The organism is Flavobacterium chuncheonense, from assembly GCF_042686145.1.
In the GTDB taxonomy this organism is placed as follows: domain Bacteria; phylum Bacteroidota; class Bacteroidia; order Flavobacteriales; family Flavobacteriaceae; genus Flavobacterium; species Flavobacterium chuncheonense.
This window is the reverse complement of record NZ_JBHUPC010000010.1, coordinates 196,925-209,310: the sequence shown is the minus strand read 5'-3', so window position 1 is coordinate 209,310 and position 12,386 is coordinate 196,925. Positions and strand designations below refer to the sequence as shown.

Below are 12,386 nucleotides of genomic sequence, written 5' to 3'. Positions count from 1 at the left end.
GCCTTATAGATTTCTAAAGTTTAGGTTTTAAAATTAAAAGATTTTTGCAATTCCAATACCTATAGCAAAGCTGTCATACCCTTTCCATTTCAAGTCGTATCCAAAGTTTCCTAATAATTCAAATTCCTTTGGCAATTCAAGACTGTATTCAATTCCTACTCTGGTGACGAAAAAATTTTCTTCTTTAGCAAATTCACCGCCTAGTCCAAATTGATAGGTAAAGTGTTTTCCTGGTTTATAACCAACAGCTAATAAGGAAGCGATTGGTTTTGTACGTTCGATAACTTCATTTCCGTCTGTTTTTTCAACAGCAAAATTTTCTGTAATAATGTCATTGTGTAAACCAATACTCCATTCCGGATTGAAATGGTAATTGTAATCCAATCCTATTGAGGGTAAGGATAACCATTTGGTATCATTTTCACTAGCTCCTTTTCTTAAATGAGTATGTCCTAATAGTAGCGCAACAGAATGATGGGGTTTGAAATTTTCTTCTTTATTTGGGGATTCTTGAGCCCATGTTTCAAAGCTCAATAGTAATGCTAGGATTAGTGTGTATTTTTTCATTGAGTTTTATTTTTTATGATTGATAAAAAAACAATATAGTAATGATGATAAATACGATTTAAAACAAATTGTAGTATTACTAAGTAAAGTAGATATGGTAAAATACGCAATGTTTTAAACTATAGCAAGTTATGTAAAAAAAAGGAGATTTGAAATGAGTTGTAAAATTTTAATGTATTTATTTACAAAATTGATATAATAGAATCGTCGTTAAAAGGATATAGTATCAGTTTAAAATCACAGCTGTTTTTATAAAATGTTAAAATAGAGGGCTGAAAATCAAACTTTTTTGATAATTTTATAATTTTGTGGTCTTAAATTAATAATATGACAATGTATAATTCAAAGATATCGGGTTTAGGGTATTATGTTCCTGATAATGTGGTTACTAATGACGATTTGTCAAGGTTGATGGATACCAACGATGAATGGATTCAAGAACGAACAGGTATTAAAGAAAGAAGACATGTTAATAGTCCTGATGATACTACTACTGCAATGGGAGTTAAGGCAGCTATTATGGCAATTGAGCGTTCTGGAATTGCAAAAGAAGATATCGATTTTATTGTTTTCGCTACTTTAAGTCCAGAGTATTATTTTCCAGGACCTGGGGTTTTAGTACAACGTGATTTAGGCCTGAAAACAGTAGGAGCTTTGGATATTCGTAATCAATGTTCTGGATTTGTATACGGATTGTCAGTTGCAGATCAATTTATTAAAACTGGAATGTATAAAAACGTTTTAGTAATTGGTTCGGAATTACAATCTAAAGGTTTGGATATGACAACACGTGGACGTGGAGTTTCGGTTATTTTCGGTGATGGAGCGGGTGCAGCAGTTGTTTCCCGTACAGAAGATAAAACGAAAGGAATTTTATCAACGCATTTACATTCAGAAGGACAGTATGCTGAAGAATTGGCGGTTATTGCACCAGGTATGGGAAAACGTTGGGTAACCGATATTATAAAAGAGAATAATCCTGATGACGAAAGTTATTACCCTTACATGAACGGGCAGTTTGTTTTTAAAAATGCTGTAACGCGTTTTAGTGAGGTTATTAATGAAGGACTTCAAGCAAATAATTTAGTTGTTTCAGATATCAATATGTTGATTCCACATCAAGCAAATTTGAGAATTTCTCAATTTATCCAACAGAAATTCAAATTAGAAGACAATCAGGTGTATAACAACATTCAAAAATATGGGAATACTACTGCAGCGTCAATTCCAATAGCTTTAACAGAAGCATGGGAACAAGGTAAAATTAAAGAAGGTGATTTAGTGGTTTTAGCAGCTTTTGGTAGTGGTTTTACTTGGGGGAGTGCTATTATTCGTTGGTAAATTATACAACATGAAAATAAAAAAAGCGATTCAATCAGTTGAATCGCTTTTTTTATTAATTAACTTTTTTATTAAAACATACCGCCACTGCTTTGTGCTTCGTTGGCATCACGCTGTTTTCTGGATAAGGCTCTGCTTTTACCACCTCCAAAAAGGTAATTAACACCTAAATAAACCGTTTGGTTTTCCCAATGAAAAGCACCGTATTGTCTGTGAGGAATGTTTCCATCAAATGCAAATCGCATAGTATCGAAAACATCGTTAAAACGAGCGGTTATGGTTCCTTTGCCTTTTGCAAAATTGTAACTTGAACCAACGTCTATTTTGTACATTTCTTTTCTTTCAAACTGGAGACTTAAATCGCGTCCTCTATAAAAACCGAATAATTGAAAACGTAAATTTTTAGTAGCAGTAAAATTGTTATTCATTCTAAAATTGAATGCGGTTACATCTACTGCGGCATTTTCAAATTCTCCAGTATCGGCATTTTGAATGGTTCCTTTCACTGTTTTAAAGTAAACATCGGCACTGGTATTTACCGACCACCATTTTGCAAATTTTAAATTGGCAGAAGTTTCAAAACCATATGCTTTGTTGTTGTTAAAGTTGTCATATGATAAAATAAGCCCATTTTCATTATTAGGATCGTCAAATACTACTCTTGAAATTTCATCGTTAATTAAACGGTAAAACGCGCCACTTGTAATCGAGCCTATTTTTGTTTTTCGGGTATAGTTTGCTTCAAATGAATTGGTAAATTGTGGTTCTAGTTCTGGATTACCTCGCGACTCCAATTGTACTGTCCTCCATTCTCGAATCGGATTTAATTGACCAATACTCGGTCTGTCAACTCTTCTTGAATAATTAAAATTGAACGAATTTTTATCGTCTTTTGTGTATGTTAAAAAAGCGGAAGGATAAGCTGTAAAAATATCATCGTTTACATTTTGTGTGTTTATACCTGTAGAAGCAAAGTCGGCTTTTAAATCAAAGTATTCTAAGCGCACACCCAACTGACCACTCCATTTTCCTAGTTGTTTCCCAATATTCGCATAAGCAGAATAAATATCTCTATTAAAATCGAAAACATTATAAGTTGTGCCAGATGTTTGCACATCATCAAAGGTGTTGGAGGTAGTTTGCAAACGTGTTTCTACTCCTAATTCTAATTTTGATGATTCCGTTAACGGGTTTACATAATCAAGATTGAATTGGAAATAATCGGTATTTCCATCAATGAAATTGAATCTTGAATAGCTATTGTATGGTGAATATATAGCTTCATTGTATTGGGTGTCTTCTGAATTTTTAGTTTTAGAATAGTTAAATTGTACGTCTAAAATCTCATCTTTTTTATTAAAATCATGGTGATACGATAAATCGTAAGTTTGGTTGTAACTATCATTTTCGTTGAAAAAGAATTGATCTGAATCTCTATTGTTGGCAGATGGGTTGTAATAACGAACGAAAGTTGTGCCATTTCCATTTACATCAGAGATGTTTTGGTTCGTGTAAAACGAAATATTGTTTTTATCGTTGATGTAGTAGTCTACTCCAAGTTTTATTAAATGCGAATTGTTTAAATTTTTGAATTTAAAATCCTGACGGTTTTCGGCATTAGTTTTTTCATTCTCAATAAAGCCGTTGTTTGCATTTATCCCATGATTGTAACCGTAATTGGTGTAGAAATTGACTTTACCAACTCTATAGTTCAAATTCAAGTTTGAATTTGTTTTTGGTGTAATGCCAAAAGTTACCCCCGTATTGATAGAACCATTGAAACCATCTTGTGAATTTTTATGCAAAATGATATTAATAATTCCACTCATTCCCTCTGGGTTGTATTTTGCAGAAGGATTGGTAATTAACTCAATTTGTTTTATAGAGGCAGATGGAATTTGTTGTAACAATTGTTCAACAGGTATATTGGATGGTTTTCCGTCAATTAAAACGCGAACATTTGAGTTACCGCGCATGCTGATTTCTTTAGTCTGCGGATCGATACTCAAAGTAGGAACATTGTTCATTATTTCTGAAGCAGTTGTTCCAGATGCAATTAAATCTTTACCAACGTTTATGACTTTACGGTCAATTTTTTGAACCATTTGCGATTGTTCTGCGACCACTTCAACACCTTCAAGTTGGGCAACATCTTCTTCAATTACAATTGTTCCTAAGTCGATTCTTCTGATTTCAGATAATTCGCATTTTTTTACAACGGTTTTGTAACCAATAAATTGAATTTCAAGGGTGTAATTTTTTGGAGCCAGTTTGTCGATGTCAAAAATACCTGCTTCATTGGTTATTCCTCCAGTAACCATGGTTTCATTTTCCTTAAGCACAACAGTTACATAGGGAAGCGGTTCGTTTGTGTTTTTGTCCATTACTTTTCCAGTAATTGAACCAGAACTTTGAGCAAATAAACTCATAAAATTGCTCAAAAGTAGTACAATTAAAAATTTTAGTTTCATTTGAAAAACTGTTTTGTTCTTTGATTGATGATAGCTAAAAGACAGATTAAATTCAGTTTCGTTACAAGTGAGCAGTTGTTTTATGATTTCTTTAACATTCCAAGTCCCGTAATCCATAAAAAACTAATCATGAATCATGAATTACTAAGGACTAATTATTAAATTTGCACCTTATAAAATCAAAGAAAAATGACATTACAAGAAACACTTACCCAACACATTCAGACAGCTGTTCAAAATTTATTCGATTTAACCATTGATAAAGTTGAATTTCAAGCTACGCGTAGGGAGTTTGAGGGTGATATTACTATGGTTGTTTTTCCTTTGGTGAAACTTTTAAAAGGAAATCCAGTAGAAATAGGGACTAAAATTGGAACTTATTTAGTAGAAAATGTTGCTGATGTTGAAAAATTCAACGTGGTTGCTGGATTTTTAAATATTGTTATTTCTGATGCCTTTTATGTGAATTATTTCAATTCGATAAAAGATAACGCAACTTTTGGATTTGTTGCGCCTGCTGAAGGTTCAAAAGCGATTATGGTGGAGTATTCATCGCCAAATACGAATAAGCCTTTGCATTTAGGTCACATCCGTAATAATTTATTGGGGTATTCGGTAGCTGAAATTTTAAAGGCATCTGGTAAAAAAGTATATAAAACACAAATTATCAACGACCGTGGTATCCACATTTGTAAGTCAATGTTGGCATGGCAGAAATATGGAAATGGTGCTACTCCAACGTCAACTGGTTTAAAAGGCGATAAGTTGGTAGGTAACTTTTATGTTGAATTTGATAAACAGAATAAAAAAGAAATCAACGATTTAATTGCACAAGGTAAAACAGAAGAGGAAGCTAAAAAAGAAGCACCTTCTATTTTGGAAGCGCAAGAAATGTTACGTAAATGGGAAGCGGGTGATGCCGAAGTGGTTGCATTATGGAAAGAGATGAACCAGTGGGTATACGATGGTTTTGAAGAAACTTACAGGAATTTAGGTGTTGATTTTGATAGCTATTATTACGAAAGTAACACTTACCTGTTAGGGAAAGAAGTGGTACAATTCGGTTTAGAAAAAGGAATTTTTGAAAGAGATCCAGATGGTTCCGTTTGGATTGATTTAACAGAAGACGGACTAGATCGTAAAATTGTATTACGTTCAGATGGTACAGCTGTATACATGACTCAAGATATTGGAACTGCAATCCAACGTGTAAAAGATAATCCAGATGTTGGAGGTATGGTTTATACGGTGGGTAACGAGCAAGATTATCACTTTAAAGTATTGTTCTTAATTCTTAAGAAATTAGGTTTTGACTGGGCTGATAGCTTGTATCATTTAAGTTACGGAATGGTTGAACTACCTTCTGGAAAAATGAAATCGCGTGAAGGTACTGTGGTAGATGCGGATGATTTAATGCATGAAATGACTACAACAGCGCAATCGATTTCGGAAGAATTAGGGAAATTAGATGGCTATTCAGATGCTGAAAAGGCAGAATTGTATAAAACAATTGGTTTAGGTGCTTTAAAATATTATATGTTGAAAGTAGATCCTAAAAAACAAATGATGTTTAATCCAGAAGAGTCAGTGGACTTTAATGGAAATACAGGGCCGTTTATTCAATATACTTATGCACGTATTCAATCGATTTTACGTAAAGCAGATTTCGATTATTCACAAGCGGTAAATGCTTTAGAATTACATGAAAAGGAAAAAGAATTGATCAAACAATTGCAATTATTTCCAGAAGTAGTTCAAAATGCAGCAGCACATTACAGTCCCGCTTTGATTGCTAATTATTCGTATGATTTGGTTAAAGAGTTTAATTCATTCTATCAAAACGTTTCTATTTTGGGCGAAAGTGATATTGTTAAAAAAACATTCCGTGTACAATTAGCACAATCGATAGGATTAACGATTAAGAATGCGTTTCAGTTGTTAGGAATTCAGGTTCCTGAGCGCATGTAATTTATACTACCTTTGAAATCTACAGCTTACTTTTTCAAGACCTTCTTTGCACTTTTGGTTGCAACGGTTGCTTTTTTTGTTTTTAAATTAGTATTGCCGAAACACTTGTTTCCAGGTACCAGCGAGGTGTTGAAAAATGTAACCGTAGATAGTTTAATGCTAGAAGCCGTTGCTAAAACAAGTGGAATTCTACATGAAACAATAGATACTACTGTTATACAAGATAAAATTACTTTTGAAGCTATAGACGGTATTCAATTTCCTGCTGAAAACTATGAAACTTATGAAGGTCACCAATATTTAATTCCGTTTTATGAAAAACTATTTTTGTTGGAAACTCAGCAAAAAGGTAAAGTGCGTATTGCGTACTTTGGTGATTCGATGACGGATGGTGACATGATTGTAAAAGATTTTAGAAAGTTTTTGCAAGAGAAATTCGGAGGTGAAGGTGTTGGCTTCGTCAATATTACATCAGAGTCAGCGAGTTCTCGTAGTTCTCTACGTCATACGTTTTCACCAAATTGGTCTTCCGAATCCTATATGAAAGTACGTCAACCTTCTGCTTTTTTTGGGGTTAACGGGCATGTATTTTACGCGAATGATTCTCTTGTTTATCCTTGGGTGAATTATAAGGCGAATAATACGCCTTTTGCAACTACCATAGACCAACCTACGTTATTTTACGGAGAGTCTGCAAATAAAGGCGGAAGCGTATTTTATGTTTCCAAGGGGGATACGATTTCACGTAAGTTAAATCCATCAAAAGTGTTGAATACTGTAAAAATAAGTGCAGGTAGATTACCTTCCTTACAATTGTATTTTAAAAATGCAGATAGTATTCCATTTTACGGATTGAATTTTGATGATGGAAAAGGAATACATGTAGATAATTTTTCAAGTAGAGGGAATTCAGGATTGCCATTGTCGTTGTTTTCTAAAAAAATGATGGCAGCTTTCCAAAAAGAATTGGGATACGATTTAATAGTGTTGCATTATGGAACCAATGTTTTAAATTATGGTTCGTTAAACTATTCTTGGTACGAAAGACGCATGGAAAAAGTGGTTGCACATTTACGCGAGTGTTTCCCGGGTGTAGCTATCTTAATTGTATCAACGGCAGATAAAGCAACGAAGTATGACTTGGAAATGAGAACCGATTCGGCGGTTGTGCCATTATCATTGGCGCAAAAACGTTATGCTATAGCGTCAAATTCTGGTTTTGTAAATTTATTCCAACTTATGGGGGGTGATGGCAGTATGATTCAATGGGTAGAAAAAGAACCTTCGAAAGCTAATAAAGATTATACACATTTTAATCATAGAGGGGCTAATGCCGTTGGTAAAATGATGTTTGATCAAATTCAAAATGGCTATAACCGTTACTACAGAATGCGTACAAAACGCCAAGTGGTAAAAAAACAAAGCGATAGTATACACCAGCAATCAAAAGACACTTTAGATGTACCGTAAAATTATAGCACTTTTTATTTTATTTTTTCAAGTTTCAAATGCGCAAATTATTGATAGCACTGATTTTGAAAGTACTGAAGTGGTAATCGATACCGTAATGGTTGATTCTACAACTATAGATTTACCAAAGAATGAATTGGTAAATGCTGAGGCTATTCGTTCATTTTATGTAAAACTTTTACAGCTCGAACAATTAAAAGATTGTAAATTACGAATTGTTCATATTGGTGATTCTCATATTCAGGCCGACTTGTTTTCGGGGAAAATGCGAGCGTTGTTACAGGAGGAATTTGGAAACGGCGGACTTGGTTTTTCATTCCCTTATAACTTAGCGAAAACCAATGGGAATTATGCTATAAAATATTCTTCAAATGCAAGTTTTGAAGGATATCGTAATATTTATAAAGATACTACAAAACCTGTTGGATTAAGCGGTATCGCATTGGAATCTTCAGTAAAAGACTTTGTGATTCAAATTACGGCTCGTGATAAACAATATGCTTTTCAAACCGTTAAATTGGTTACACCGAACAAAACACGCTTTTTTGATATGGCTACTGCTTCAAAAGATATAGTGATTACATCAAATGTTCCTAAAAAGAGTATTCATAAAATCAAGTCGGGAGAAACCTTATCTACAATTGCATCAAAATACCATGTTACCGTATTAGCCATTAAATCGGAAAATGGGTTACGTTCCAATAATATCCTAGCAGGAAAAACATTGCGTATTCCATTGAAGGAGATGGAGCAAAAGCATATTAGTAGAAAAGAGTTTATTCCGTTGATGCTTTTAGAAGATACTGCTTCTTGGAATTATTATAGTGATGAAATTATCGATACGCTTTATCTTGTAGCAAATGATGGTTTTTCAAGCTATTCGTTAAACGGATTGATATTAGAAAATAACCTTCCAGGTGTCGTATACAGTGCCATCGGTGTAAACGGTGCAAAAGCATCGGATTACAATAGGTTTCCAATGTTTTTTAACCAACTGACTGCTTTAGAGAGTGATTTAGTGGTTATCTCTTTGGGAACAAATGAAAGTTTTGACAAACGCAATACATCAGAATATTTCGAACAATTGTCAGCTATGATTCAAAACATTCGAAGTAAACAACCAGCAGTGTCAATTGTATTGACAACACCACCACCGTCGCTTTTTAAGCAAAAATATCCAAATACTTTAGTGGCTGATTATGCTAAGAAATTAAGAGCGACTGCCATTGCACAAAATGTTGCGGTTTGGGATATGTTTCAAGAATTAGGAGGGTTATTTAGTGTGCCTGACAATTATAAAAAAGGATTGATGTCGCGTGATAAAGTGCATTATTCGAAAGCAGGATATGAAAAACAAGGACAATTGTTTTTTGAAGCCTTTATGAAAAATTATGAACAATTTAAGGAAACAAAATAAGTGAAAACACTTTTTACAGATTTGAATTTGGAAACTATCCAAAGCTGGTTTGTTTTTAATCCAAGCGAACCATTGCTATTCAATAGTGGTTTGTTTTTGGGATTCTTTTTAGTGTTTTATTTGATTTATATATTAAGTCGAAAGACACACTATTTTAGAATAACTTATGTAGTATTGTTTTCCTTGTTTTTTTATTACAAATCAAGTGGTGCTTATTTTTGGTTGCTTATTTTTTCTTCTGTGGTTGATTATACGCTGTCGCGTTTAATTTTTACCGAAGAGAAAACATTTTATCGCAAGTTTTATTTGATATTGAGTTTATTGATTAATCTTGGCGTCTTGGCTTATTTTAAGTATACCAATTTCTTAATTGATAACTTTAATTTACTCTTTAGTAAAAATGTAGGTTTTGAAGATATTATTTTACCTGTCGGAATATCCTTTTATACTTTCCAAACCTTGAGTTATACCATTGATGTATATCGTAAACAATTGGAGCCAACAAAAAGTTTTATGGACTTTTTATTTTTCGTTTCCTTTTTTCCACAATTGGTCGCAGGTCCTATAGTAAGAGCGAGTGATTTCATCCCTCAGATTTATCAGAAACTGAATTTAACTCGAGAAGACTTTAATAAAGCACTATTTTTAATTATAGGAGGATTATTAAAAAAAGCAGTTATCTCCGATTATATCTCCGTCAATTTTGTTGATCGTGTTTTTGATGCACCTAATAATTATACTGCATTTGAAAATTTAATGGCATCCTATGGTTATGCTATTCAAATCTATTGTGATTTTTCAGGTTATTCCGATATGGCAATTGGATTGGCATTGTTGATGGGTTTTACTTTGCCACCCAATTTTAAAACACCGTATAAGTCGGCTTCGATTACCGAGTTTTGGAGACGTTGGCATATTTCATTATCGAGTTGGTTGCGCGATTATTTGTATATTTCCATGGGTGGAAACCGTAAAGGTAGAATACGCACCTACTTTAATTTATTCATGACAATGCTCCTTGGAGGTTTATGGCATGGAGCCAATTGGAAGTTTGTTCTTTGGGGTGTGCTTCACGGAACCGCTTTGGCTGTAGAACGTTTTTTTGAACCTCGTTTGAAATTGCCTAAAACCGCTTTTGCTCGTGCAATTAAAATTATTTTAACTTTCCACTTTGTAGTATTCTGTTGGTTATTTTTTAGAGCCAAGGATTTTGAGACAGTTTCGCACATTCTTCATAATATTGGCGCAATCAAATGGGATTGGGTACAAATTAAGACCATTCTTATAGCGTATAAAAATGTATTCATATTAATGTTAGTAGGGTATGTTTGGCACTTTATACCAACTAAGTTTATGACTGTAAATGAGTCTTTCTTTGGTAAGTTACCTTTGGTAGTAAAAGCAATACTATTAGGTTTTGTTTTTTGGATTGTTTACGCTACTGCTGCAGAAGGTACTCAGCCTTTTATTTACTTTCAGTTTTAGTAACTAAGGTTACATTTCACAATTTGTTTATTCGGTATATTTGAAAAAGCAAATTAGTTATGAATCGCATTCTTATTGTTTTAGTAAGTTTTGCCTTTTTTATATCTTGTAATAAAAAGCAAAATGAGGATTCGCACTACCAAGAAGTTTTTTCAATCAGCTATAAGCCTGATGAGGCAAAAGTGTTGATGGAAAAACATTGTTATTTGTGTCATAGTCCAAATGCAAATGAGATTGACGGTCGAATTGCGCCACCAATGGTAGCCATTAAAGCACATTATATCGATAGAGAGGGGTATACTAAAGAAGAGTTTATAAATGCCGTTTCAGTATTTGTAGAAAGTCCTACCGCAGAACAAGCGTTAATGCATGGTGCAGTAGCAAAATTTGGAGTTATGCCAAATCAGGTTTTCCCTGATAGCGTCGTTATAAAAATTGCCGCTTTTATGTATGATTATAAAATTGAAGAACCAACTTGGTTTAAAAATCATTGGGAAAGTAAAGGTAGTAATAACTGGCAACAATCGGGTGAAGATTTTATGCCTGAGATATCAAATAAATCATTTGCTGACATTGGTTTAGAATATGCATTAGAAACGAAGAAAGTGTTGGGTAAAAACCTAATGGGAGCTATTCAAAAGGAGGGTACAGAAAAGGCATTAGCATTTTGTAACCTACAAGCGATACTACTTACCGATAGCATGTCCTTACATTTTAATGCCAATATAAAGAGAGTATCGGATAAAAACAGAAACCCTAATAATAAAGCAAATCATGAGGAATTGGGTTATATCGAGCAATTTAAAAAGGAATTGGTAGCCAAAAGAGAACCTGTTCCTGTAGTAGTTGAAACAGATGATCAAGTTTATTTTTATTATCCAATTGCTACTAATACGATGTGTTTACAATGTCATGGAAATCCAGTAAATATAGAGCCTAAAGTATTGCAAAAAATAAAAGCATTATATCCGAATGATTTGGCAATAGGTTATAATGAAAATGAAGTTCGTGGAATTTGGAGTATTAGATTTAATAAAAATAAAAATGAATAAAAAAGTTTATATCGTTACTGGAATTGGAGTTGTTTTAGGTCTTATAATAGGCTACCTATACTATTATTATATAGGTTGTGCTTCAGGAACTTGCGCGATTACATCAAAGCCTTTTAATAGTTCGCTCTATGGAGGATTAATGGGAGGTTTGCTTTTTAATATTTTTGTAACATCACCAAAAAAGTCTTAAAAAAAGATAATATGGTTTGTTGAATTGTAAATAGCTATATATTTGCTACAAATGGTTTAAAAATTATACTAAATTAAGAATATCATGAAAAAAGTAATTACAATATTAGCAATCGCTGCTTTTATGTTTTCAGTAGATGCTAATGCCCAAGAGCCAAAACAAACAAAAAAAGTAGCTTCAACAGAAACAAAGAAAGCATGTTGTGCTACAGATAAAAAAGAAACAGCGTCTGCTGAAAAAAAATCTTGTGGTACTGAAGCTAAAGGTGGAAGTTGTTGTGCTGCTAAGAAAGCGGAAGCAAAAAAAGAAAATTAATTTATTCTTAAATACTACATAAAAAGCCCTGCAATTGCAGGGCTTTTTATGTAATATAAGTTACATTCCGTTTTGAAATCATAACGTAACTTTATGTAATATTTTAAAAA

At 33.3% G+C, this 12,386-nt stretch carries 10 protein-coding genes; 8 read left to right on the top strand and 2 right to left on the bottom strand.

Translation table 11 applies throughout. The features are described from left to right. Positions 1-33: 33 nt before the first annotated feature. A complete protein-coding gene (locus ACFS5J_RS02860) occupies positions 34-567 on the bottom strand; it encodes a hypothetical protein (protein WP_379810473.1) in 534 nt (177 codons plus the stop codon). A 333-nt stretch (positions 568-900) separates the two neighbouring features. Between ACFS5J_RS02860 and ACFS5J_RS02855 the strand changes: the two genes are divergently transcribed. Beyond that, positions 901-1,908: a 3-oxoacyl-ACP synthase III family protein gene (locus ACFS5J_RS02855; protein ID WP_379810708.1), complete on the top strand. Its 1,008-nt coding sequence runs from the start codon at positions 901-903 to the stop codon at positions 1,906-1,908. A gap of 71 nt (positions 1,909-1,979) precedes the next feature. On the opposite strand, the gene ACFS5J_RS02850 is transcribed toward ACFS5J_RS02855, so the two are convergent. Then, positions 1,980-4,379 (bottom strand): TonB-dependent receptor domain-containing protein, encoded by a 2,400-nt coding sequence (locus tag ACFS5J_RS02850; RefSeq protein ID WP_379810472.1) that lies wholly within the window; start codon positions 4,377-4,379, stop codon positions 1,980-1,982. 189 nt (positions 4,380-4,568) lie between these two features. Here ACFS5J_RS02850 and argS point away from each other — a divergent pair, with 189 nt between their 5' ends. The 7 genes from argS (at position 4,569) to ACFS5J_RS02815 (ending at position 12,276) form a co-directional block, all read left to right on the top strand. Then, positions 4,569-6,347, top strand: coding sequence for an arginine--tRNA ligase (gene argS / locus ACFS5J_RS02845; RefSeq protein ID WP_379810471.1), 1,779 nt, complete (start codon positions 4,569-4,571; stop codon positions 6,345-6,347). A 12-nt stretch (positions 6,348-6,359) separates the two neighbouring features. Further along, positions 6,360-7,817, top strand: a complete 1,458-nt coding sequence (locus ACFS5J_RS02840; protein WP_379810470.1) for a hypothetical protein — start codon at positions 6,360-6,362, stop codon at positions 7,815-7,817. Then, positions 7,807-9,234 carry a GDSL-type esterase/lipase family protein gene (locus ACFS5J_RS02835; RefSeq protein WP_379810469.1) on the top strand — a complete coding sequence of 476 codons (1,428 nt, stop codon included), beginning with the start codon at positions 7,807-7,809 and terminating at the stop codon, positions 9,232-9,234. Before ACFS5J_RS02840 ends, ACFS5J_RS02835 begins: the two co-directional genes overlap by 11 nt. Then, a complete protein-coding gene (locus ACFS5J_RS02830; RefSeq protein ID WP_379810468.1) occupies positions 9,235-10,719 on the top strand; it encodes an MBOAT family O-acyltransferase in 1,485 nt (494 codons plus the stop codon). It begins immediately after the preceding gene. A gap of 59 nt (positions 10,720-10,778) precedes the next feature. Then, entirely contained in the window at positions 10,779-11,771 is a 993-nt protein-coding gene (locus tag ACFS5J_RS02825; RefSeq protein ID WP_379810467.1) for a Tll0287-like domain-containing protein, read from the top strand. Continuing rightward, positions 11,764-11,961 (top strand): DUF6132 family protein, encoded by a 198-nt coding sequence (locus ACFS5J_RS02820; protein ID WP_379810466.1) that lies wholly within the window; start codon positions 11,764-11,766, stop codon positions 11,959-11,961. Before ACFS5J_RS02825 ends, ACFS5J_RS02820 begins: the two co-directional genes overlap by 8 nt. Before the next feature lie 84 nt (positions 11,962-12,045). After that, positions 12,046-12,276: a hypothetical protein gene (locus ACFS5J_RS02815; protein ID WP_379810464.1), complete on the top strand. Its 231-nt coding sequence runs from the start codon at positions 12,046-12,048 to the stop codon at positions 12,274-12,276. The last annotated feature ends 110 nt before the right edge of the window (positions 12,277-12,386 follow it).